Origin of the sequence: Mesobacillus persicus (assembly GCF_900109925.1) — a bacterium.
GTDB classification, from domain to species: domain Bacteria; phylum Bacillota; class Bacilli; order Bacillales; family Cytobacillaceae; genus Mesobacillus_B; species Mesobacillus_B persicus.
Genome location: NZ_FOBW01000001.1, coordinates 254,510 through 278,839 on the forward strand (window position 1 = coordinate 254,510; position 24,330 = coordinate 278,839).

General features: G+C 39.0%; 24 protein-coding genes. 8 read left to right on the forward strand and 16 right to left on the reverse strand.

Annotated features, from left to right (window positions below):
- Positions 1-46: 46 nt before the first annotated feature.
- On the reverse strand, positions 47-250 hold the full coding sequence (locus BMX30_RS01240) for a hypothetical protein (protein ID WP_090740404.1): 204 nt from the start codon (positions 248-250) through the stop codon (positions 47-49).
- A gap of 170 nt (positions 251-420) precedes the next feature.
- Here BMX30_RS01240 and BMX30_RS01245 point away from each other — a divergent pair, with 170 nt between their 5' ends.
- From BMX30_RS01245 to BMX30_RS01260, 4 genes are all read left to right on the forward strand, one after another.
- Entirely contained in the window at positions 421-1,521 is a 1,101-nt protein-coding gene (locus tag BMX30_RS01245; protein ID WP_090740405.1) for a molybdopterin-dependent oxidoreductase, read from the forward strand.
- Positions 1,508-2,227: a hypothetical protein gene (locus BMX30_RS01250; protein ID WP_090740407.1), complete on the forward strand. Its 720-nt coding sequence runs from the start codon at positions 1,508-1,510 to the stop codon at positions 2,225-2,227. The genes BMX30_RS01245 and BMX30_RS01250 overlap by 14 nt, the downstream gene beginning before the upstream one ends.
- Before the next feature lie 168 nt (positions 2,228-2,395).
- Positions 2,396-3,181, forward strand: coding sequence for an LAGLIDADG family homing endonuclease (locus BMX30_RS01255; RefSeq protein ID WP_170843758.1), 786 nt, complete (start codon positions 2,396-2,398; stop codon positions 3,179-3,181).
- Positions 3,182-3,201: 20 nt separating this feature from the next.
- Positions 3,202-3,573 (forward strand): rRNA methyltransferase, encoded by a 372-nt coding sequence (locus BMX30_RS01260; RefSeq protein ID WP_090740413.1) that lies wholly within the window; start codon positions 3,202-3,204, stop codon positions 3,571-3,573.
- 409 nt (positions 3,574-3,982) lie between these two features.
- Here BMX30_RS01260 and BMX30_RS01265 read toward each other — a convergent pair whose 3' ends face one another.
- From BMX30_RS01265 to parE, 5 genes are all read right to left on the reverse strand, one after another.
- Entirely contained in the window at positions 3,983-4,474 is a 492-nt protein-coding gene (locus BMX30_RS01265) for a staygreen family protein (RefSeq protein WP_090740415.1), read from the reverse strand.
- A gap of 44 nt (positions 4,475-4,518) precedes the next feature.
- Entirely contained in the window at positions 4,519-5,322 is an 804-nt protein-coding gene (locus BMX30_RS01270) for a hypothetical protein (RefSeq protein ID WP_090740417.1), read from the reverse strand.
- A 118-nt stretch (positions 5,323-5,440) separates the two neighbouring features.
- Positions 5,441-6,862: an alanine/glycine:cation symporter family protein gene (locus BMX30_RS01275; protein ID WP_090740418.1), complete on the reverse strand. Its 1,422-nt coding sequence runs from the start codon at positions 6,860-6,862 to the stop codon at positions 5,441-5,443.
- Positions 6,863-7,027: 165 nt separating this feature from the next.
- Positions 7,028-9,472, reverse strand: a complete 2,445-nt coding sequence (parC, locus tag BMX30_RS01280; protein ID WP_090740420.1) for a DNA topoisomerase IV subunit A — start codon at positions 9,470-9,472, stop codon at positions 7,028-7,030.
- Positions 9,469-11,448 (reverse strand): DNA topoisomerase IV subunit B, encoded by a 1,980-nt coding sequence (gene parE / locus BMX30_RS01285; RefSeq protein ID WP_090740421.1) that lies wholly within the window; start codon positions 11,446-11,448, stop codon positions 9,469-9,471. The genes parC and parE overlap by 4 nt, the downstream gene beginning before the upstream one ends.
- Before the next feature lie 381 nt (positions 11,449-11,829).
- On the opposite strand from parE, the gene BMX30_RS01290 reads away from it, so the two are divergent.
- The gene (locus tag BMX30_RS01290) at positions 11,830-13,251 is read left to right on the forward strand and encodes a S8 family peptidase (RefSeq protein ID WP_170843759.1); all 1,422 of its coding nucleotides are present in this window, start codon (positions 11,830-11,832) and stop codon (positions 13,249-13,251) included.
- Between the two features lie 102 nt (positions 13,252-13,353).
- Here BMX30_RS01290 and helD read toward each other — a convergent pair whose 3' ends face one another.
- Positions 13,354-15,669 (reverse strand): RNA polymerase recycling motor HelD, encoded by a 2,316-nt coding sequence (gene helD, locus BMX30_RS01295; protein WP_090740422.1) that lies wholly within the window; start codon positions 15,667-15,669, stop codon positions 13,354-13,356.
- A gap of 140 nt (positions 15,670-15,809) precedes the next feature.
- The gene (locus BMX30_RS01300) at positions 15,810-16,223 is read right to left on the reverse strand and encodes a CoA-binding protein (protein WP_090740424.1); all 414 of its coding nucleotides are present in this window, start codon (positions 16,221-16,223) and stop codon (positions 15,810-15,812) included.
- A 182-nt stretch (positions 16,224-16,405) separates the two neighbouring features.
- Between BMX30_RS01300 and plsY the strand changes: the two genes are divergently transcribed.
- The 3 genes from plsY to BMX30_RS01315 all read left to right on the forward strand — a co-directional run bounded on the left by plsY (position 16,406) and on the right by BMX30_RS01315 (position 19,130).
- Positions 16,406-17,002 (forward strand): glycerol-3-phosphate 1-O-acyltransferase PlsY, encoded by a 597-nt coding sequence (gene plsY, locus BMX30_RS01305; protein WP_090740426.1) that lies wholly within the window; start codon positions 16,406-16,408, stop codon positions 17,000-17,002.
- Positions 17,003-17,539: 537 nt separating this feature from the next.
- Positions 17,540-18,703 (forward strand): CapA family protein, encoded by a 1,164-nt coding sequence (locus BMX30_RS01310; protein WP_170843775.1) that lies wholly within the window; start codon positions 17,540-17,542, stop codon positions 18,701-18,703.
- Positions 18,704-18,839: 136 nt separating this feature from the next.
- Positions 18,840-19,130: a HesB/YadR/YfhF family protein gene (locus BMX30_RS01315; protein WP_090740429.1), complete on the forward strand. Its 291-nt coding sequence runs from the start codon at positions 18,840-18,842 to the stop codon at positions 19,128-19,130.
- 148 nt (positions 19,131-19,278) lie between these two features.
- Here the strand turns inward: BMX30_RS01315 and BMX30_RS01320 are convergent, their stop codons facing one another.
- From BMX30_RS01320 to BMX30_RS01355, 8 genes are all read right to left on the reverse strand, one after another.
- Complete coding sequence (locus tag BMX30_RS01320; RefSeq protein WP_090740431.1) at positions 19,279-19,569, reverse strand: hypothetical protein; 291 nt, start codon at positions 19,567-19,569, stop codon at positions 19,279-19,281.
- A gap of 3 nt (positions 19,570-19,572) precedes the next feature.
- On the reverse strand, positions 19,573-20,013 hold the full coding sequence (locus BMX30_RS01325) for an acyl-CoA thioesterase (protein ID WP_090740433.1): 441 nt from the start codon (positions 20,011-20,013) through the stop codon (positions 19,573-19,575).
- Positions 20,014-22,338 (reverse strand): AAA family ATPase, encoded by a 2,325-nt coding sequence (locus BMX30_RS01330; protein WP_090740434.1) that lies wholly within the window; start codon positions 22,336-22,338, stop codon positions 20,014-20,016.
- A gap of 103 nt (positions 22,339-22,441) precedes the next feature.
- Complete coding sequence (gene tlp / locus BMX30_RS01335; protein WP_090740436.1) at positions 22,442-22,666, reverse strand: small acid-soluble spore protein Tlp; 225 nt, start codon at positions 22,664-22,666, stop codon at positions 22,442-22,444.
- 141 nt (positions 22,667-22,807) lie between these two features.
- On the reverse strand, positions 22,808-22,951 hold the full coding sequence (locus tag BMX30_RS01340) for an acid-soluble spore protein N (protein WP_090740438.1): 144 nt from the start codon (positions 22,949-22,951) through the stop codon (positions 22,808-22,810).
- Positions 22,952-23,020: 69 nt separating this feature from the next.
- Positions 23,021-23,152 carry an FbpB family small basic protein gene (locus BMX30_RS01345; RefSeq protein WP_090740440.1) on the reverse strand — a complete coding sequence of 44 codons (132 nt, stop codon included), beginning with the start codon at positions 23,150-23,152 and terminating at the stop codon, positions 23,021-23,023.
- A gap of 179 nt (positions 23,153-23,331) precedes the next feature.
- Positions 23,332-23,859 (reverse strand): TlpA family protein disulfide reductase, encoded by a 528-nt coding sequence (locus BMX30_RS01350; protein ID WP_244532478.1) that lies wholly within the window; start codon positions 23,857-23,859, stop codon positions 23,332-23,334.
- 43 nt (positions 23,860-23,902) lie between these two features.
- Positions 23,903-24,319: a hypothetical protein gene (locus tag BMX30_RS01355; protein WP_090740442.1), complete on the reverse strand. Its 417-nt coding sequence runs from the start codon at positions 24,317-24,319 to the stop codon at positions 23,903-23,905.
- Between the last annotated feature and the right edge of the window lie 11 nt (positions 24,320-24,330).

Below are 24,330 nucleotides of genomic sequence, written 5' to 3' on the forward strand. Positions count from 1 at the left end.
AAAAAGGTTTTTTCCTAGATTAGACCTAGATTTATTGTTAACCTATTTACTTCTTCTTTGAATCCTTTTCGTTTTGCTTAGGCTTCTTTTTAAAGGCGATATTTATATGATAAAGCTCTTCATTCACTTTATCGACACCTAGAATATCTGCTTTACGGCCTTTTATTATTACGTTGTCGCCTGAAGGAATCTGTTGGACCAATTGACTTAATACGTGATCATTATTTTCTAAATATTTTACGACAATCATATTATTATCTCCTTTATAATTTAGTCTATAATTTCAACGTATTGAATCGCTTCTCGTTTTAGAACGAAAAATGGAACAAATAAAAATTCAAGAAATTCATGTTGTGTTACACTGAAATATAAAATAGGAAAAATGGGTAGGCAGTTAATAAATGAAAAGGTGAGAAGTTAATGAAATGGTTGCGAATCATCCATTTAATACATGGAGTTCTGTTTAGTGTCATGCTACTAACAGGCTTATTTTTGTTTATGTCGGGGACAAGAACGTGGTTTAATCAAATAGGCTTTCCGTTAGTTCAGTTTCATTTAGTGATCGCTTGCGGTTACTTATTGTTGACCGTTGCTTCGCTTGCTCGCGTAAAGCGTTATTTGTTAAAAAAACCGCGGATAAAGAAATTTAATTTTTATTTTAATACGATTTTCTTCTTTACATGGTCGATTTCCGGAATTCTTATGTATTTTCAAGCCTCTTTACCTGCTGAGATAAGAAACGGCGCGGTCGTTGTTCATGATTGGGCCACTTTTTTATTTTTACCATGGGTTGGGGCTCATATCATCGGGCATTTATTTAAGGTCCACTTGCCTTGGCCCTCGTGGTGGAAGAAACAAGTCCCATTGCCACCTAGCATTCAAGAAAATCAATTAGAGCGCCGTGACTTTTTAAAGCTGTTTGGATTCACGTTTGTGTTTTTATTGATAGGAGGCGGTGTCAAATGGATTACGCCGATTTTATCAGTAGCGAATAGTGAAACGAAGCGACGTGGCTACTTTCGAATTTACAATGTTACCAATGAGATACCCAGTTATCCTAATAATGATTGGGTATTAAAAATTGATGGGTTAACGAATAAGGAAGTGGAAGTGAGTTATTATGATTTATTGAGATTACCCTCGACGACAATCATTGATGATTTTCATTGTGTAACGGGGTGGAGCGTGACGAACGTGGAGATGAAGGGAGTTTTGTTAAAGGACTTACTTAAGGCTTATGAAATTGAAGTAAACGGTGAGTTTGTTACTGCTTACTCGGGAGATGAGACGTATTTCGATTCTTTCGTTTCAAAGCAATTAATAGAAGAGGAATCCTACTTAGTTTATGAAATGGATGGGCAACCTTTGAAATCCGTACAAGGTTATCCATGTCGTCTTTATCAACCTAATATGTACGGGTACAAGTCAGTGAAGTGGCTGGTACGCATTCACGTAAAAGATTCACGGGAAATCGGTTATTGGCAGCAGAGTGGAGGCTATGATTTAGATGGGTACTTATAGGCCATTGAAAAAAGTCATGATTCCGATTGTGTCATTGTTAATCGCGCTATCGATAACCTTATGGCTTTTACCTTCTAGAATGGATCATCAATGGAAGCAATTATTAGCTAGGACAAAACAATGGGAGACGACTAGTTATCAAATTGACAGTACTTTTATGTATGATAAGGAGAAGGCTACAACAGAGCGAGGAGAGTGGTCACTACAGAAAAGCCATTATCAAATAGCTGCGATTGTTTCTGACGATAGTAGTTTTGATTTTCAAGTCTATTTTGAGGATGAAGCGTTTTTTGTGTTATCAGGTGATCAATGGTATCAAAACAAAGTTAATACTCGGTTTGTGGAGGAATTAGCACCGCTTGATCAGCCTTTTGAATGGGTCCGTCAGTTGCTCGATGAAGCCGATAAGATAGAGGTAATCACTCATGGTGAACAAGTGAAGTATAAGGTGGGTTTTAATGATTTTAATGAGTATGATTTCCGCGGTTCAATGCTCAAAGAACAAGAGCAATCTACTTTGATTATATCGGTGATAGATAACCAGATCAAATCTATTGTTTTTGATGTGCAGCCAATTAGACCTGAGAGCGTGGGCATATTAGATCGTTATCCTCGCCATCTTTTATACACTATTGAGTTTAATCCGGTGAAGGACGTTGAGTTTCAATTACCTAAGGATGCTTACGAGAGTGAATTAATCAATTAAAGGAATGAAAAGGGGTGTTGCCATTTATAGGCAGCCTTTTTTGTTTTCAAATAAGGTAGTAGAAAAAAAGGTCAGAGATTAAATATAAGTTATTACCCTGCGGTAGAACAAACGTTCTAAATGTGGTATAATGTACATAAATACATAAAGTCACTAGGAGAGATGGACATGCCAAGAAAACCAGGTATGACAGATGAAGTGATTATTAACATGTATAAGAGTGGGATGGCCTTCAAAGACATGATGCCACTGATTGGTCTGTCTGATCGGCAGATACGTAATGTGCTTTATAAGCATGGTGTACAAATGAATAGGGAACAATCGTCAGGACAGCCTCGCAAGCATAAAGTCAATGAGAACTTCTTTAAAGTCTGGACCCATGATATGGCTTGGGTATTAGGTCTTTTTGTGACGGATGGGACGGTAAACAAACATATTCATTCTATTTCATTTGCACAGAAGGATGAACGAATTTTAAAGTTGATTGCAAACTATATGGAGGCTGATTATATCCTGGGAGCAACAGGGCCAACTTGTAAAACGCCAACTTTAATTATTAATTCAAAAGAAATAAAAAAGGATTTAGAAAAACTAGGGATAACAGCGAATAAATCATTAACGCTTCCATTTCCCGATGTACCCGAAGAATTACTGCCAGCATTTGTAAGAGGTGTTATTGATGGGGATGGGTGGGTTCAGAAGACTGGATATGTAATGAATATTACAACTGGCAGTAAACTTTTTTCGGAAGGTCTCTTGTCTATTTTTCAGAGATGGGGCTTACGTTCGGAAATCACATCAACAATCAGCACAGCTGGCAGGCCTATCTATCGTGTCTGGGTTAAAGGTAAAAGCCATCTTCCTAAGCTTGCAATGATAATTTATAATAATGCTAATGATAATTTTATTTCTTATAAAAAAGAAAACATGACAACTCATTCAGATCAACGATAATTTCATTAGGAGAGGATATTATGTGGATTAAAGGTAACGGAAGGTTAATCTCAATTACAGATGAATCTAGGGTTAAATTTAGAACGAATATTAGTAAATCAATCCTAGATCAACTTAATAAGTTAGCTATTGAAAATAACACGCATGTGAACTACTTAATCGAAAGTGGATTAGTGGCAGTGCTTTCTGAGGGTTTTATTTCCTACAACAAAGAATTAAGACCTAAGGACCGTGTGCAATATAAAACTACATATGATAAAGACTTACTAGAAAATGTAAAACAGTTTGCAAAGCAGCATGGTTTATTTATCAATGATGTTATTGAGTATAGTGTAAAACACATTAATCTTGAGAACATAAAAAATAGCGCTTATAGGAATAGGGTGGAATGAATTATTGCTCATTTAAAGAAACGCCCCCGACATAATATATATTCTCGGAAGTTATAAAATCAATTTCAATACCAGTCTCAATGACTAAGTATACTCATAATAGTGAGACGGAAACAGATTTTTTGAGCAATTTAGCATTCAACCAATTCTTAAATGGTTTTATTAATTGTTTTGAGTTGATCTATAAAGTTAGTTTGTTAGAGTAAATCAACTTATGTATAAATGTTTATGTAGTTGTTGTTCTGGGCCATTCTCTAATTATCATGTAGTGTTTTTGAGAAGTTTTAAAGAATTGAATTCTAATTAGTTACTATTATCTCTTGCTGAATTTTCCCCTCTCTTAGTTTACATAATAATATTATCATTAAAAACATAACGTCAACTTGCCTACTAACAAGAAAACACAAGCTTAAGCCTGTGTTTTTGTCATTGATTTATTGGTAGCTGCTGTTAAGTATTGTCTTGGTGTACCATAATAAAGAAGTTCATTGAATTCTGGGTATACGGAATCAAATTGGACCAAAATCGGACAATCGATTAACCATGGATAGTTTGTATAAAACTGCCGATCTCCATAAATGATTCCGGTTAAAGCCAATTCAAGTTCCTTCTTAAAGATCATGTAGCGTACTTGAGAGAACTTGATATCATATTCCCCACCGCTTACATAAACCTTTGCTAATAAAAGATACTCTCCGCATCTCGTCTGCCACTCCGCAAGAACCTCGTCACGAAGCTTTGGGTCAACAGCAGCTAAATCATAGTTCTTACCGATTGATAAAAATAATTCGCCCGTGTCATCCGAGTGTGTCAATGTATATCTTCTTCCTTCAATCGGACCGAATATATTTACAGGGGGAATATATTTAATACTCAATCTGTCTGGTTCGAATGTGGTCATGGAAAGAAAACCCCTTTCAGGAAGTTACCTAATCTTACCATAGCCTATGTTACATTCGATGGGTTCGTTACATCTACCTGTTTTTTCTGCTTTGTTTTCGAATTTTTCCGTATCGATGTGTCAATAATTCGCCATTTTCCATTCTCATATACCCATGATGATTCAACAAAACCGATTGTATCATTATTAGCTACTCCACTAATTCTTTGAACCCCTCTTAACCCTGTTTTATTTTTATCCTTGCTGATTTTCACAGGCTTTAGGGTACTATATGGAGAGACAATTAGTTCCATTGGTTCATTAAGCTTTCCTTCATTATATAACCCAAGTTGATCGTATTTAGCTTTCCGGTCAGACAGATCAAATATATGAGATTCACCTGTTGCATCAATTTTAATCATCGCTTTATAACCTTCCTCAAACTGGCTGATAATCGATAAAGGTTCTGGTACTGGTAATTCCTCCTGCTTTGCATTTATGGCGGTATAAAGATAGTAGTTAGAGGAGCCACCACTCTCCCCCGTTTCAACACGCAAAAGAATATCATTTATCTTGTCATGGTTAAGGTCGTTAAATTTTATCGCCGGTTCATAACCAGCATCAAGCTTACTTTTCAATGTTTTGCCTTCAGAAGTCTTAATTTTTAAAGTAATTTCTTTTAAAAATAAGCTTCCTTCCTCAAAAGGGGTTCCCCTAATTTCAATTAAATCCTCCTTCTTATCTCCAGTAATATCGCCTTGTTTTAGATAAGTTGTTACATCCTGTGCTTGTTTTTTATCAACAGCGTAAGCAGTAAATGCTGTTAATGATAAAACGAGGAAGGTTATTAACAAAATTATTTTTTTCATAAACTTCCCACCTATCTAATCTTTTATACAAGTTAAAATGTCCATAAATGGGATAATTATGCATTAACATTAGTTAAACAGCAAAAAGCCCCCTGAAATAAATCAGAAGGCTGTTTGCTTAGTTTGTATCTTTTCCTTTTTGATATTCCCAAGACTCAATGCCCTTTAAGCCAGGAATTGAGTCTGCGTAGAACACAGGATCTTTCTTATCTTTTCTCTGTAGTTGATAATCCTTTAACGCAGCGTAAGCAACCTTTCCAAGCAATGTTATCGCAACCAAGTTGATTAGTGCCATTACACCCATAAATAAATCAGCAAGATTCCAGACTACTGCTAAATCAACGATCGAACCAAAGATGACCATTCCTAGAACAGCAAGTCTATAAATAAATAATGCTGGTCGGCTATTTTTAATGAACTCAATGTTGGTTTCACCATAGTAGTAATTTCCGATAATAGATGAGAAAGCAAAGAGGAAAATTGCAATACTTACAAAGGCAGGAGCCCAAGTACCTACATGTGAACTTAGGGCAGCTTGTGTAAGTTGAATTCCCGTTAGATCAGGATTTGTATAAGCACCTGACAAAATGATAATAAAAGCAGTTGCCGAGCAAATTAAGATTGTATCGACGAATACACCTAGAGTTTGGATTAACCCTTGTTTTGCGGGGTGAGAAACTGCAGCTGTTGCAGCCGCGTTCGGTGCACTACCCATCCCTGCTTCATTGGAGAACAATCCACGTTTAATTCCCATCATTACTGCTGCTCCCATTCCTCCACCGACGGCTTCTTGTAAACCAAATGCGCTTTGGAAGATGAGAGAAACCATTCCTGGAATTTCAGGAAGATTCGTGATTACGATAAATAATGCTAGAACTAAATAAAGAATAGCCATGATTGGTACAATCACCTGAGAAACATGAGCAATTCTCTTAACCCCACCAAAGATTATAATGGCTGTTAAAATAGCAATGATAGCACCTGTCCATATTCGGTCTATGCCAAATGCTTCATTGACCGCGAGCGAGATAGTATTAGATTGGACGGAGTTAAAGATTAATCCAAAGCAAAAGGTAATAATAATGGCGAACAGAATCCCCATCCACCTCATATTAAGACCCTTTTCCATATAATAAGCTGGACCGCCTCTAAAGCCATCCTTATCTTTAATTTTATAGATTTGTGCAAGCGTACTCTCAATAAAACTTGAAGCAGCCCCAATAAAAGCAATCAACCACATCCAAAAAACCGCCCCGGGTCCCCCTGCTGAAATCGCGGTCGCCACACCCGCAAGATTACCAGTACCCACACGGGAGGCTGCTGAGATGGTGAATGCTTGAAAAGATGAGAGCCCTTTTTTCCCTTCTTTTGATAAGAGTGCTTTGTCCCCAAGAAGACGGAACATTTCACCAAAATACCGGACCTGAACAAAGTTAGTCCGGATAGAAAAATAAACTCCTAAGATAATCAATACCGCAATGAGGATATATCCCCACATAAGATCATTAAGTAAATTGATAATTTCGTTTAGTGCATCCATTTAAAAACTCCTTCTTATGCCTGATAAGTGTGACTTTTCTTTTTGGTGTATCTTATTGTTCCGAAGTAATCTAAAAAGAACTCAGGAGCCTTCTCTTTATTTAACACGTAAAAGCACCCTAGTTTTTACACTAGGGTACCTTTACTTCCTAAAATAGCCTTTAATCTACTGTTTAACCGACGGATCCTCTTTTGATTCAACTCTCCAAGTCTCTTGAAGTTGGCCACTTTCATTTTCATCAAAAAGGAACGATCCATTTGAATATCGATCGTTGAAACGGAGAGATTCTGGTTTTAGTGAGAAGACTTTTTGTTTTTCGGTAAGTAAAAAGATTTCATCGGTGGCTCTTGCGGCTTCAAATCCTACCACCCTGTGAGGATTTGATTTCAATTCTCTAAGTGTAATCATTCCTCGTTTTGCCCGTGTACTCAACTCAAATTCAGAAAGCTTCATTCGCTTTATAGCCCCACGGTGAGTGGCAAGGACAATAGACTGTTCCTTCTCATTTTCAATTAATTTTCCACCAACAACTGAATCGCCATCTTTTAGGTTGATTCCTTTAACACCAGCAGCCCTGATCCCGATTGGGCCCACTTCATCTTCAGTAAACCAAAGCGCATATCCCAATTGGGTGACTAAGAACAAGCTTTTTTTGCCATCAGTGAGATGAACGTCAACCGTTTCGTCATTCCCCTTAACATTCATTGCCGTTAATGTTTTCGAATAACGCTGTGCTTGATATTGTTTCAATTCCGTTTTCTTCACCATTCCATTTCTGGTGACAAACAGAAGGAATACTTCTTCCTCAAAGTCTTTTACAGGAATGGCCTTGATGATGTGTTCATCTCGTTCAAGCGGGACAATATTTGCAATATGTTGACCGAGGTCCTTCCAGCGAATATCTGGAAGCTCATGAACAGGTAGGTATAGATAACTTCCCTTATTTGTAAATAACAGCAGTACCTCTTTTGTGTTCATATCTAATTGAGCAAGGAGCCTGTCCGTATCCTTCATCGCAAAATCCTTGCCGTTCGAAGCAGCATACGAACGCTGACTCGTCCGTTTGATATAACCATCCTTTGTTACCGTGACGATTACATCTTCGCTCGCAATTAGAACCTCTAAATTGATTTTAATTTCTTCAATTTCTTCTTCGATTTTGGATCTACGTCCATCTGCAAAACGCTTTTTCACATCTTTTAATTCTTTTTTGATGACAGATAGGAGTTTTTTCTCACTTTCAAGAATCGAAACGAGTTCGTCAATCTTTTTTGATAACTCCTCTTGCTCTGCTTGAAGTGCGGTAACATCTGTATTTGTCAATCGATAAAGCTGTAATGAAACAATCGCTTCGGCCTGAGCTTCGGTGAAGTCAAATTGTTTGATCAAATTGTTTTTCGCATCGCGCTTATCTTTTGAAGCACGAATCGTTGCTATAACCTCATCCAAGATGGATAAAGCCTTAATTAGTCCTTCAACAATATGCTGCCGCTCTCTCGCTTTATTTAAATCGAACTCTGAACGTCTAGTGACGACTTCACGCTGATGAGCGATATAGGCATCTAAAAGCTCCGCAAGGCCCATTAATCTTGGGCGCTTATTATGAATTGCAACCATATTGAAGTTATAAGTGATCTGTAAATCCGTATTCTTGAAAAGATAATTCAGGACACCATTCGCATCAGCATCTTTCTTTAATTCAATAACAATACGAAGGCCAGTACGGTCTGTTTCATCCCGGACTTCAGAGATTCCTTCGACTTTGCGGTCCATTCGTAACTCATCAATTCGTTTAACAAGATTGGCTTTATTGACCTCAAATGGTATTTCTGTAACAACGATCTGCTGCTTGCCACCGCGAATCGTTTCAATCTCTGTTTTTCCCCGGACAATGACTTTTCCTTTTCCGGTTTTATAAGCTTTTAGGATGCCATCGACCCCTTGAATGATCCCTCCAGTAGGAAAATCCGGACCTTTTACGACAGTCATTAAGTCCTCAATAGAGCACTCCGGATTGTCCATCCGCATGAAGACCCCTTCAATCACTTCGTCTAAGGAATGAGGTGGAATATCCGTTGCATAACCAGCTGATATCCCTGTTGATCCATTTACTAGCAAATTGGGATACATGGATGGGAGCACGGTTGGCTCCTTTGATGTATCATCAAAATTCGGAATAAATTCTACGGTGTTTTTGTCAATATCGCGTAATAGTTCAGAGGCGATGGCCGATAACCTTGCCTCTGTATATCTCATTGCTGCTGGTGGATCACCGTCAATACTACCGTTATTCCCATGCATTTGAATTAAAAGATTACGAACCTTCCAATCCTGACTCATCCGGACCATTGCTTCGTAAACAGAAGAATCACCGTGTGGATGATAATTACCGATAACGTTACCGACCGTTTTTGCTGACTTCCTGAACCCTTTTTCCTGGGTATTCCCTTCATAATGCATGGCGTAAAGAATTCGCCGCTGAACTGGTTTTAGACCATCGCGGGCATCAGGTAGGGCCCGTTCTTGTATAATATATTTACTGTAACGACCAAATCGGTCACCAATTACATCTTCAAGGGGGAGGTCACGAAATTTCTCTATACCGCTCATTCTTCTGAACCCTCCTCAGCTACAGTGATGTTTTCATTTTCTAAAATATTATCGCCTTCATCTAACGTAAATGCGACGTTGGACTCTATCCATTTTCGACGAGGTTCAACTTTATCGCCCATTAGGGTTGTTACCCGGCGCTCAGCACGGGCTGCATCGTCAATTTTGACGCGAATCAGTGTTCTCGAGTCTGGATTCATCGTTGTTTCCCATAGTTGATCCGCATTCATTTCTCCGAGACCTTTATAACGCTGAATCATGTAACCCTTGCCAATCTTTTTAATTGCTCCTGAAAGTTCATCATCACTCCAGGCATATTCGATGACTTCTTTTTTTCCAGTCCCCTTGCTAACCTTATATAAAGGTGGTAAGGCTATGAACACTTTTCCACCTTCAATGAGTGGTCTCATATAACGATAAAAGAAAGTCAACAGCAAGACTTGGATATGAGCTCCATCCGTATCCGCATCAGTCATAATGACAATTTTATCGTAATTGATATCTCCAAGGTTAAAATCCGCACCGACACCAGCACCAATGGCATGGATAATTGTGTTGATTTCTTCGTTTTTAAAAATATCTTGGAGTTTTGCTTTCTCCGTATTAATAACTTTTCCTCGCAAAGGTAGTACAGCTTGGAATTTTCTGTCTCGCCCTTGCTTTGCAGAACCTCCAGCAGAGTCACCCTCGACTAAATATAGCTCATTTTTTGCCGGGTTCTTACTTTGAGCAGGTGTAAGTTTCCCTGACAATACAGCCTCTGACTTCTTTCGTTTTTTTCCACTACGTGCATCTTCCCTTGCTTTACGTGCGGCTTCTCTTGCTTGGTAAGCTTTAATCGATTTTTTTATTAAAAGGGAACTTTTCTCTGGGTTTTCCTCTAAAAAGTAAGATAGATGCTCAGAAACGATGGAATCAACTGCTGACCGGGCCTCACTTGTTCCAAGCTTGCCTTTTGTCTGACCTTCAAATTGAAGTAACTCTTCAGGGATGCGCACAGAGATGATTGCAGACAAGCCTTCGCGGATGTCTGCCCCATCGAGATTTTTATCTTTTTCCTTTAAAAGGTTTGCTTTCCGTGCATAATCGTTGAACGCACGAGTCATCGCCGTTTTTGTTCCGACCTCATGCGTACCTCCGTCTTTTGTACGGACATTGTTAACGAAACTTAAGACATTTTCAGAATATCCGTCATTGAACTGAAAAGCGAAGTCAACCTCAATTCCTCCACTTTCTCCTTCAAAACTGACAACAGGGTGTAGAGCGTCTTTCTCTTCGTTTAAATATTCAACAAACGCCTGAATTCCTGTTTCATAGTGAAATAGTTCGCGGACATCGTTCCGTTCATCAATGATTTCAATTTTAAGCCCCTTAAGTAAAAAAGCAGACTCCCGTAGGCGCTCGCATAATGTATCGTAATTATAAGTAGTTGTGGAGAAGATTGTAGGATCTGGTTTAAAGTGAATGGTGGTTCCAGTCTGATTGGTCTTGCCTAATTTCTCAAGTGTAGTAACAGGTTTCCCACCGTTTTCGAACCGCTGTTCATAAACGAATCCATCCCGCTTGATTGTTACAACCAACTTTTCAGAAAGAGCGTTTACGACAGAAGCACCAACCCCGTGGAGCCCCCCACTTGTTTTATAACCGCCTTGGCCAAACTTTCCTCCAGCATGGAGAACAGTAAGAATGACTTCAGGTGTAGGCTTACCGAGCTTGTGCATGCCAGTCGGCATTCCGCGCCCTTTATCTGAAACCGAGATGGAGTTATCCTTGTGTATTTTAACAATGATAAGGTCGCCATGCCCCGCTAACACTTCATCAACAGAGTTGTCGACAATTTCATAAACTAGGTGGTGAAGGCCACGCGTGTCTGTACTGCCAATATACATTCCTGGGCGTTTTCGGACGGCCTCAAGACCTTCTAATACCTGTATGGCATCATCGTTGTAATCAAAAGCTTGCTGGTTTCTAGCCACTAAAATACCCCTTTCATAACTAGCAAAAAACGACATTGACTAAATTTTTTATCTAGTGTCAATGAATTCGAATGTTTCTTAGGAGAATCTTTCCCCTAAAAATGAAAAAGAACTAACAAACGTTCGTTCCTGGCTTATTTTATCATATTTTTAAAAGCCTTATATGCTTTATTTTAGCGATTTCTCATGATTTGGCAAATTGATTTCCCTTTTCTCTAGTTATTTTTGTCATAAATTTTGTCATTTTGGGTACAAATTCGGAAATCTCGACACGATTATAATTGACCTTTTAATTCCTACATGCCAATGATTCCCGCCGTTATTTTTCTTTTTAAACCATAACATATAGGTAACAAGGTAAACTTTTAGGAGGTGTATTGTTTGAATCGTTCTAAAATCATCTTACTCATAGCCGTTTCCACGGTGCTTGTTATTATAGCATCAAGTAGTTTGTTTCAGACTCAAGAAATAAATAGGATTCAAAATATCAAAGAAACTCCCTTGATATTAGACGGAACCAAGAAGGATTCTCACCTATTACAAATAAACAATGTTACTCGTGGGAACAAGCTTAAACATCATCTTGATAATCGCGTGGAAGTTACTCATTTTCACCATAATCAACAGGATACCAGTCATTATCTTGACCATGAAGTTGCGGTGAACTTTACAACTGCACCAACAAAGGCTGACCTAGAGCAAATATTACAAGATATAGATGGACGAGTCATCAAACAGGATGGACTCCTTCTCCTGTTCCGGTCGAACAGCATAGAAACCCCTGAAATGCTTGAATATTTTCAAGGAAAGCCTAAAGTGGACTATGCAGAACCACAGTACTTGCTGATGCAAAATTCAATTAGGAATGCAAATGGGCTAAACCTGCCAAACGATCAATATTATCAAGAGGAGTATCAATGGAATTTACCTGCTATCGGAACAGAACAGGGATGGACGATTTCTCGTGGCAATGAAGACATTACGGTAGCGGTAGTAGATACCGGAGTCGATTTGGATCATCCAGATTTAGTAAATAGACTTGTGGCAGGTTATAACGTGCTCGGTGAAAATCAGCATCCTGATGATGACAATGGTCATGGTACTCATGTCGCCGGGATTATCGCCTCAGAAACCAATAACCGCGAAGGGATTGCTGGGGTGACTTGGTATAACAAAATCATGCCGATAAAAGCAATGAGCGCTGAGGGTTATGGAACGACGTTTGATATATCAAAGGGAATCATTTGGGCAGTTGACCATGGTGCAGATGTCATTAATCTTAGCTTAGGGAATTACAAGGAGTCGAACGTTTTAAAACGAGCAATTCGCTATGCTTATGAAAAAGATGTGGTGTTAATCGCAGCCGCCGGAAATGATAGCTCACAGCAACCTTCCTATCCAGCAGCTTATCCCGAAGTCATTAGTGTTTCAGCTGTTAGTTACGATGGCTCACTTGCAGGATTTTCGAATTACGGAAGCTATATCAATATTTCTGCTCCAGGTGAATATATCCCAAGCACCTATTTTAACGAGCAATATGCCTCGCTTTCAGGAACATCGATGGCAGCTCCCCATGTAGCTGGTTTGGCTGGATTAATGAAAGCCACGAATTCTAATTTAACTAATAAGGATATCATGTCAATCATCCAAAACTCTGCACGAGATCTCGGGAAAAGAGGAAAGGATATTCAGTTTGGAAATGGTTTAATAAATGTGAACCAAGCCTTAAAAGAGGCACAAGTAGCAGAAGGGGGTAAAACCACCCGTAATAAAATAAGGGAGAGATTAAATATCTTTCGCTAATGCTCTTTTCTCAAATTTTGTTGCTTTTGGGTATTAATTATTTTTAGATATAAATTTAACTACTGTGAAAAGAAGGGAGGATGAAATTCCTCCCCTTCTTCACTATTGTATGAAAGTATCTCTATTTACCCCGTTTAGAAATGGTGGATACTCTGTAGAGAACAAATGCAATTCGTGCATGGCCCTCGTACATGCAGTGTAAAAAAGCTTCCGTTCGCCCTCTTCCTGATATGCAGAGGCATCATAGATAATGACAGCATCAAACTCAATTCCCTTTGCTAGATAGGCAGGTAGAATGCTAATTCCTTTTTCATAAGCGATTGTACCTTTTTCAATTAGCCTGGCACTTAGTTTTTCTCCGATTGCTTGAAAAACTTTCCGACTTTCTTGCTCCGTTCTACAAATCACAGCGATGGTTTTATGCTCTTCCCTCCAATTATTAATCCTTTCAACAATGGAACTATGAAGTTGTCCTTTATTCTCTTGAATCGTTAAATGTGGCTTGTCGCCATTTCGATTAAACGCTTCAATTGAATCCCCACCTTCTATCAATTGCCGAGTAAACTCCACAATTTGCCTTGTAGACCGGTACGTTCTGGATAGGGTAATCACTTCTTTCTCAACAATCCCAAGGGCATCCTCTGCTAATACGGTTTCAGAGTCTGTTGGCCCCGAGTAGACAGCCTGATTTGGATCTCCTAGTAATGTCAGCTTACTGTAAGGAAATAGCTGCCGAATAAACGCATATTGAAACGGAGTGTAATCTTGCGCCTCATCAATGAATACGTGACGGATGCTTGTGTTTGATTTCCGCCCCTCAATTAAGTCCTGTAAATAAAGATATGGAGTCGCGTCTTCGTATCTTATTCTTCTTTCCTGTAACTCTTTCACCGTCATTGTCGAGATATTCTTCCAAGAGGATGGTAGTTCTACGGAAGGGTGAGCCATTTCAAATAATTGTGTATAAATAGCCCTCATATCAACAAACTTCAATCTTTTCACCGCATTAAACAATGGTTTCATCCGTTTATTCACGAGCATTCTTGAAAGAACCTTCTGTTCGCGTTCCAGATCATCAAAGGTATCTTCATTAAACTGTTTTTTCTCCTGAAGCTGTTTATAGGCATCGAGAAATTCTTCTTTGTTTAAAAATTGAATTTCTTCCTCAACCCATTCCTTTTTCTGTTCCTGTTTTGCTATTTTTTTCAGTTCAAGACGCAGCCACTCTTTCACCAGCTGAATTCGGTTTGGAATGGAAATAGTTCGATCTAGTGAATAAAAGTATTCATAGAGCTGTTCCTGACTAAACAGTACTTCTTTACGGAAACGGATATCTCTAAAAATCAATCCAGCTTCCATTAATCCTTCCGCATAACTGTCAATTAAATCTTTGTATTTCAAACTAGATTTAAACCGAATGCTTTCGAGGCGGACAAAATAGTCTTTGTCATTGCTGTTGGAGAGCAAATATTCCATTTGGCTAAAGATATCTTCTAATTCCAATGCTCTACCCATTCGGGATAGGAGGTATTCCTGAAAGGTTGCTTGCTGCATATTCTCTTCGCCTAATTCAGGTAAAACCGTCGCCACATAGCTATTAAACATTGGATTTGGAGAGAATAGCATGATATTTTCTGATTTAATAATGTTTCGGTACCGATATAATAAATAGGCAATCCGCTGCATCGCTGCCGATGTTTTCCCACTGCCGGCTACTCCTTTAACAATCAAGAGCTTACTATGGTCATTTCGGATGATTTGGTTCTGCTCTTTCTGAATGGTAGCCACAATGCTTTTCATTTGTGTATCTGCGTGATTTCCGAGCACTTCTTGAAGCATCTCATCCCCGATGGTCACTCCGGTATCAAACATAGCTTTGATCTTTGCGTCTCTAATGACGAATTGACGCTTAAGGTCAATGTTCCCCGTCACCTTCTCAACACTAGTTTGATACTCAGCAGGTCCTGGTGGATAGTCGTAGTATAGACTTGATATCGGTGCTCTCCAGTCATAAATTAAAAATTCTTCGTCTTTTTCATCCATAAAAGATGCGATGCCTACATAAATGGACTCGGCGCGACGCTCTCCATCTTCGTGAAAATCTATACGCCCAAAATAAGGGGAGTTTTTAAGCCTTGTAAACGTTTTGATTTGTTTATCGATTTGCGTTTGGCTACGCTCACGTTCAGACAGAAGTTCGGCCTGCTGTTTAATGCTTGTATAAGTTTCACCGACATCATCGGGTTCATCAAAGTTAACGGTGACATCTTCCCAAAACGTGCTGCGGATATGAAGCGCTTCAGATTCGATTTTGTCCGTATGCTTCTTGAGTTTTGTGAATTTCTTCTTGATTATGTCCGTAATCCACTCTACCCTGTTTTGTTCTTCTTGTATTTCTGTTTGTTCGGGTTCACTCATCAAATCACTCCTTGGAAAGACCACAGATTGGTTGACAATATGTATATTATGTCTAAAAGTAGTTGATACCTTCAATTTCATCCAGAACTTAGCGAAAGTCGATGCAAAACGCGGAACCTAAAGTTGGTTCCGCGTGTAATTTACTTGGTCATTGCATGTTCTACCTTGATGCAGCGGTCCATGATGACAGTATAACCTTTTTCTTTTAGAAAATGATAAGCATCTTCATTTTCGACTCCAAGCTGAGCCCAAAAAATGTCCGCGTCGATTTCAGCAAATTCTTTAGCTAATTCAGGTAAGAACTCGGAACGTCGGAAAATATTCACGATATCTACATGCCCTTCCAGTTCCTTTAAGGATGAGACAGTCTTCACCCCTAGAATTTCCTCTGCATTTGGATTAACAGGAATGATTTCATACCCAGCATCCTGCATCGCTTTGGAAACCATGTAGGAGGTTCGCTCAGGATTATCGCTTAACCCTACAACTGCGATTCTTTTTGAGTTTTTTAATATTTGACCAATTTGTTCGCGGCTTGGATATTCAATAGCCATATGCAACCCACTCCCTTTGTATTCTATGCTTCTTCTTCATTTTAACCCATGATTGTCTAGAAATGTACCGATGTGCTTGAAACTACTTAATGGACAATTATGAATTTTGTTGAACGAAAAGTAGCAGAAATATTATTAGAACGTGGTACAATAACTATATTATTTTTAAAGGAGAAATTTTAATGGCAGTAAATGGTCTTATTCTTTTATTGGCTTACTTACTTGGATCGATTCCGTCAGGTCTGATTGTGGGCAAGCTCTTCTACAAAAAGGACATCCGCGAGCATGGAAGCGGAAATCTAGGAGGAACGAATTCGTTTCGTACTCTAGGTGTGAAAGCAGGCATCGCTGTCACACTGGCTGATATCTTAAAAGGAACGCTTGCAGCAATTCTTCCCCTTCTCTTTGATTCTAGTTTACATATGCTTTTAGTGGGGATTTTTGCGGTTATTGGACATATGTATCCAATTTTTGCAGGTTTCAGAGGGGGAAAAGCAGTCGCTACTTCAGGTGGGATTCTGCTAGCCTATGCGCCTTATTTGTTCTTATTTATGCTTACCTTTTTCCTGCTCAGTCTACTTACGAGTAAATATGTTTCGTTGTCTTCGATTTTAACGGCGATTGCCACGTTCATTTATGCCCTGTTTACTGGAGATGTTGCTTTAATTCTTGTTGTGTTCTTCCTAATGGCCTTTGTCGTTTATCGTCATCGGGCAAACATTAAAAGAATCCGCGAAAAAACTGAGCCTAAAGTTAAATGGTTTAATAAAAAGAAATAAAACAAGGAGGGGTAGCACTTGCCCCTCCTTGTTTATTTGCAATCTATTCATCTCAGTAAATATTCTTTTCACACTTTCAGTAATTGAAATCGTCCGGATCCCAGGGTATCGATGACATAATCTAATTTCGTATGTTCAAAATAAACCATATCTTGATTATGTATGAGAAGATCAAGCTCATAAATGTGAAAAATTTGATCATCGGATAAGGGTTGCTCCTCCAGAGACAACTGTAGCTTTGGCCCTCCTCAACCAATGCCCATTGACAGACGGATAAAGAGCCTCTCATTTTCGTTTTGTTCTTTTGTAACTACGCTTTTTAAAACTTCGCACGCTTTCTCAGTTAGACTAAGCATTTATATCCCCCTAGCTTAAATAATTCATTGTTCGTTTGACTACGATAAGTTTATAATCAATTTGTGGACATTATTTGTAGTTTTTCGTCAAATTCACCTATATTCCTACATCTATAATATATTATCCATAAGGAATGGAAAATAAAAATGCTCCAACAGGGCTAAAGGAGAAGCCGCAATGATGAAGAAAAAGCGACGTTTCTATACAACTGGGATTATAACAGTAATACTATTAGCTGGAGGATTGCTGTTCCTGCAAAAAGAACAGAGTGAAGCCAACGCTTTAGATGCAGACAAATTGTCTAATACTAAACATATTACACGAGATAGTTCTGTCGAAGGGAAAACGTATCAAGAAACGATTACGATTGCTGCAATTGGTGACGTCTTAATTCATGATACGGTTTTTGAGGATGCAAGAACCACTGATTCCTTTGACTTTAAACCAATGCTGGCACCTGTAAAAGAAGCGTTGATGAAGCCTGATATACTGCTCGCTAACCAAGAAACCATCCTTGGCGGGATTGAATTAGGTTTATCGGGGTATCCAACCTTTAATAGTCCGCGTGAGGTTGGAGAAGCTTTAATGGATGCTGGAGTGGATATTGTTTCTACGGCTAACAACCATACGCTGGATAAAGGTGAAAAAGGGATACAAAGCTCAATGAGTTATATGACTGAAGTCGGTCTTCCCTATGTCGGTTCTTTTAAAGATGATGAGGACAAGCAAAGGTTAAGAGTTTTAAACCATAGCGGTATAAACATTGCCTATCTTTCCTATACATATGGGACGAACGGTATTCCAGTTCCTGAAGGTAAGGACTTTCTTGTTAATTTAATTGATAAAGCGGCGATGAAGGAGGAGATTCACCGCGCAAGAGAAGTTTCTGATGTCGTTGTCATGAGTATTCATTGGGGAAATGAATATCAACGCTTCCCTGATACGATTCAACAAGAACTTGCTCAGTTTATTGTTGATGAAGGGGTTGACGTTGTCTTCGGCCATCATCCTCACGTCCTTCAGCCAATGGAATGGCTCAAAGCACAAGACGGGCGGCAAGCGTTGGTCATTTATTCTTTAGGAAATTTCCTATCAGGACAGATGTGGGATTATAAAGATATAGGCGGGATGGCCTCCGTTGATATCATTAAACAGGTTAGCCCTTCAGGCATGTCAGTGGAACTGGCTAATCCGTCTTTCTTTCCTACCTTTGTTTCTAGTAAGGGGCAACGGAATTACAAGGTAGTTCCGTTAAAACAAGCGAGTGATTTTGGTCTTGAAAATGCTTCTGCCAAATATGAAGAAATTTTAACTCATATGATGGATCCTCTGAATGTAAACTAATGGTACACCCATCCTTTGATGGGAGTTTTTTTCCACTTTTCCTCCATAATAATAACTGGTGAAACAAAAACTTCGACAGGTTGATATTTGGGTTTTATAATGAACCTACGTTAAACGGAAGGGAGCTTACATATTCATGGAACTAACAATCAGCGATGAAGCGGCTTCATGGTACCAATCTGAGATGGACCTAACCGAGGGTAGTTTTGTTCGTTTTTTTGCCCGTTATGGCGGAGCGAGTCCAATTCAGCAAGGTTTTTCCTTAGGGATTTCAAATGAAGAACCTGAGGCAGAGGTGGGGTCAAGTGTGAAGAAGAACGGAATTACCTATTATGTACTTGAAAAAGACCTATGGTACTTTGATGGACATAATCTTATTGTTGAATACAATAACGATGCCTTAGAGCCTATGTACAAATATAGTTAAAACAAAGCAGACGCTATTTTGGCGTCTGCTTTGTTCTTTTTTATATTGTTTAGGAAAAGTTAAGGGTGTGGATAATTGTGTTCGTTCTTTACATTCCAGCTCAGCGCCTAGCCCCTCGGGGCTGTTCAAGGCGCTTGCGCTTTTGTTCTTACCAAATAAGATGGTCAAGCCCTTCTTTTCTTAATATCTCGTCCCGTCTTGCCCCAAATAAGTCAAAATGTGGGAGGTTTGCTTTTCGCTGGTCAATCCATTCGGGTTGAAGGTGATGCTTCTTGCCCCACTCAATCAATTTTTGTATATCAGAGCAACCTACCTTCGTGACCGTTTTAGAATCTGGAAATCGGTCATCTAGCCAATAATGAGTAAGAAAAGCGATTTCGCCTCGAGCTACCTCTTCCTTCCACCTTTTTAGTTCGGACCTCTTTATACCAAACGCCATCGCCTATGACCCACTAACTTCCTCTGGTTGTGCTTTTGCTTTCATATAGGCCTCATGCCATTCAGGATAAGAACGCTTGATCGAGATTGGGCGGAAGGAGTCTTTTTTGACACAGACGTGTCGAGAATTTCCTGTTAATGAGAGTTCCCCAGCACCGTTATAAACCTCGTAATTATATGTAACACGTAATCCGTCATACTCAGAAACCCAAGTTTTAATGAGTGCTTTTTCACCATAGCGGACGGGGGTTTTATATGATGCTTGGATGTCAATCACAGGAGAGATGACTCCCTCCTTTTCCATCGCTGCATAATTAAATCCTAAATCCTCAATTAGTTTTGTCCGTCCAAGCTCCATCCACACTAAATAGTTAGAATGGTAAACAACACCCATTTGATCGGTTTCAGCGTAACGAACTTCAATTTCCTTTGTTGATATGTGCATTTAGTAATCCCCTTTGTTTATTTTTAAAAGTGCTTGCTCAAAATCTTGCTTGTCTAACCTAAACGCTTCCTCTGTTAAATCAGACATTCCATCTTCCATTAATCTAAACGCCTGGGCCTGGATGGCTTCATTGATTAAGTTAGCTGCCAAACGACCATTTCCGCCTAGGCTTGTTGTCTCTAAGGAAGTATAGATAAAGTCCTTTGCCTCTGTAGTAAGCTGATATTGATAGTTACCTGCGTAATCCTCCATAATCTCTAATAATTCTGTCGCGGTATAGTCAGGAAAGTGGAAAAACTTCTTAAATCGAGATCGAAGCCCTGGATTGCTTTCTAGTAACTGATTCATTTCTTGAGGATATCCAGCAAGGATTACCACTAAATTTTCATTATGGCGAGTCATTTCATCCACAAGGGTGTCAATGACTTCTTTTCCAAAATCCCCGTTACCCTGAGCTAAAAGAGAATAAGCTTCATCGATGAATAACACTCCACCCAGTGCTTCCCGGATTTTCTTCTTTGTTTTTATCGCTGTTTGGCCAACATAACCAGCTACAAAGTCTGCTCGGCTTCCGATCATTAAATGGCCACGCTTTAAAATCCCACATTCCTTAAGCAGCTCAGCATAAATTTTTGCGACAGTTGTCTTCCCTGTTCCCGGATTCCCAGTGAAAACAGAATGAAGCTGAATTGGGACAGCCGGTAAACCTTTATCGCGGCGTAATTGTTGCATATGAACAAATGAAATAAGAGATCGAACCTCATTCTTAACATTTTCTAGACCAATCAGCTTGTTTAATTGCTCTTGTGCATCTTTGGTTGGTTGTTGTTCTTCATTGATAAAATCTTCTTTCTCTAAAAGGGAATAACTGAAAAAATCCAGTTCTCCTTCTTGTTGGGAACCTTTATTAAAAATAGCCTCCTGGACGATGTTCCTGACCGTTCGGGCATTGCCAAAGGTGTCGTCAACCCGTTCCTGCTCAATACGGCCTAAGAGCTCAGTTTTTGCTCCTTCTGATAGCGCAAAATCGTTATCTGCGGCTGCTTTTTCACCAATTTGGAGAAGCTCTTCATCGGTGTAGTCTGGTAAATGAATCAGATTTGACTGAGGAAAACGACTTCTAAGCCCCGGGTTTGAATCAAGAAATTGCCGCATTTCTTCCGGGTATCCAGCTAGAATGACAGCAAACTGATCTCCATATTCACTACCAGTCATCAGTGAAACAAGCGTATCGATTGCCGTTTGTCCATAATCATTCCCTGACTGGCCCTCCCTTTTTAAGCTATAGGCCTCATCAATGAAAAGAACGCCTCCTAGTGCTCTTTCAACCATTTTACGAACATTTTCTTCGGTTTGTCCAACATATGCACCTACCAGCTGTGACCGGTCAGCCTCAATCACCTCAGCCCTCGGGAGCACGCCTAATTGGTAATAAATCTTCGCTAACAGACGGGCGATTGTTGTTTTACCTGTTCCAGGGTTCCCTGTTAAAATCATATTGAAGCTAAGCGCATCCTTCGATTGGAATCCAAGATCTTTCCGCTTTTTTTGAAATTTGAGAAATTGATAATATCGATTCACTCGTTCTTTGACAGAACTTAGGCCTATCAATTTGTTTAATTCAACTAGTGGATCTTCGTTCTCGGGAGCTTCGTTCTTGCTATAGAGAAACTCATTTTTCCATAATACTTTTATCTCTTCCAGATGCTTAACACGCAGTTTCATTTCTTCATAATGGACTGAAGTATGAAAAACACCTGAAATGGACTCTTCATACTCCTCAGCGGCTTTGAGGAGAGACGTTGCTTCCTTAATGGCATCATCTAAGAGGTTTTTTAATTTTTGATATTGCTCCTCATACCCGCTCGTTTCTCTATGGTTGATCCCCTGTAGTTCATCTAATTGTTTTTCTGAGTAATCAAGGAATTGTCGGCAAATAGAAACGAACTGTTCGGCAGTTTTCTTTTTGGCAGCCCGATTATCGGTTTCTCTTAATGGAGGGAAACTTAGTTTATTAAAAACTTCTTCCATTCCCTTCCACCTATGAGCTGCAATGTAGAGGATTGCACGTTGATTCTCCGGATCAATATTTAAAACTTCTTCCATCCAGCTTGTTACAACGGTATCGTGCCCGTTCTGATAAGATCTTGAAAGGGCAGCTAAGGCTAGTAATTCTGCTTTTTCTTTTCTGTTTTGTTCATCAGATAATGTTTTTATATAAGTGAGGAGGGCACCTTCATCTCGAATATAACCGTTTAATGTTAACTCATGTTCCCACTTATGCAATAGCTGATTTTCTTCTGATAATTTTCGTTGTTGTTTCATTAAAAATCACTTCTTTAATATAGGATTATCTCGTATCTTATCATATTTCAGAACAAAACATGAAAAGACCTGCCCAATTTGGACAGGTCTTAGGTCGCAAAATTTATTTTTTACGGGCGTTAGCTTCGTCTCTTATTTCAGAACGAAAAGCATCAATGGAATCTCGGCGTCTTTCATTTTTTGCTTTGATTTGTGATTGGTCTTCAGCAGATGAAAAGGCCATTGCCTCTTCCGCCTCTTCCATGTTTTCAATCGTATGGTGAATCATCGATTGTAATTTCTCAACATTATCACTACGATCATCCGGATTTGGTTTATTGTGAGCCATGTTTTCTCCCCCTTTTTTGCGACCGAGTTTAGTTTGTGTTTAAAGGCATAGAAATATAAAGGAAATGAGTGTAAATACCCAAGGTGAATTTATTTTCACAACAAAAACCCCGCCTATATAAAGACGGGGTTGTATAAAAAGTTATTCGCCTTTAGTCTGGATGACCTGAGCATGTTCTCCTGATTTATCCTGCATTTTTTTCCCTTTGTTATGTCCGAAGCTTTTAGGTTGTGTCCCTAAATGGCTCGGAACAAAGTGTTTACTATCGCGTTTTGGATTACCCAATTTAAATCCCCTCCTCTTTCGATAGTTTTACCGGAACAAGAGGGAATCATTTATGGAAAAAGAATGCTATTACTCAGCTTTGCTTAGACGCTTTTGTTCTAATTTTGCTTCTAGCTTCTCTAGAGCATCGCGATCGTTTAGGATTTGGCGTTTATTTTCTAAAACAAGTTCTTCAAAAGAACGTTTTCTAGGTTTTCTCATAATGTTCACCTTCCTTTGTTATCATTGTAACAGTAAGTATGCCCAGAAACGGTTTCAATTATTACAACTTTTTGAAAATTTAATCCTTTTTTAAATACCCAATATTTCTATGAGGAAACATTTTTAATTGTGAATATTTTGTGAACGTAAAAAAAAGACATTGGGATATACCCAACGTCTTAATAACTAATGAATTCCTCCATTTGATCTAGAGTCATCGCACCAATATGCTTTTTAACGATAATCCCTTTTTCATCAACTAAAAAGGTTGTCGGTACCGAAAGGATGGAATAAGATTCATTGATTTTTCCTGATTCATCAAGAAGCACGGGAAAGGTAATTCTATTGTCGTTCACAAAACCAGCTACATCATTTTTAGGATCAATGTTAATGGCTAGTAAATCAAACTGCCCATTCACCCGTTCATACAATTTTTGCATTGCCGGCATTTCAGCTTTACATGGCGGACACCATGTTGCCCAAAAATTGATGATTACCTTTTTTCCTTTATAATCAGAAAGCTTTACTTCATTTCCCTCTAGTGTTCGCAATGAGAATTCTGGAGCTTGTTTACTTACATCAGCACTCATTTTCATCCCTTGTTGTAAATTTATTTTTTCCTCATTGCTTTCGCTATCCGTTGCTTGAGTTATCCCAACCATAAACAATAGAAGCAAGGTTGAAATCATCAGCACCTTTTTTATCATCTTACTGCCCACCCCTAATCCATTCAATTTCGTGTATTTTACCCTAAAAAAGGAGGAAAAATAAGGTGCGGGTTAACCAATAAGTCGTTATAAATGTAACAATTCCATATACGATTGCCTTTCCAGTTGAGTGAGGAGACCAACTCTGTTTACGGCCCTGCCAGCCTAGGTATAATCCACCAGCAATTATGCCTGTCAGCCACTCTTTAAACCCTCCTGATAAATAGAGAGCAGCGAGTGGGTTAGTGGTTAACAACTCTGGTCTATAGGCAAGAATGCTCAGTTTATATGTAACCATTCCTATTAATAATGTATTAATTAAAGCATCGAGAAACTGATCACGAAATTCCTGATCCTCTTTTAATAATTTTTTTAATAAAAAGTAGGTAACGACGATCGCAGTGATTGCGAAAAGCCAAGTGTATTTAATGATAAATGGTCCTGCTTGAATTGCGTTCAATGGTTCTTAAC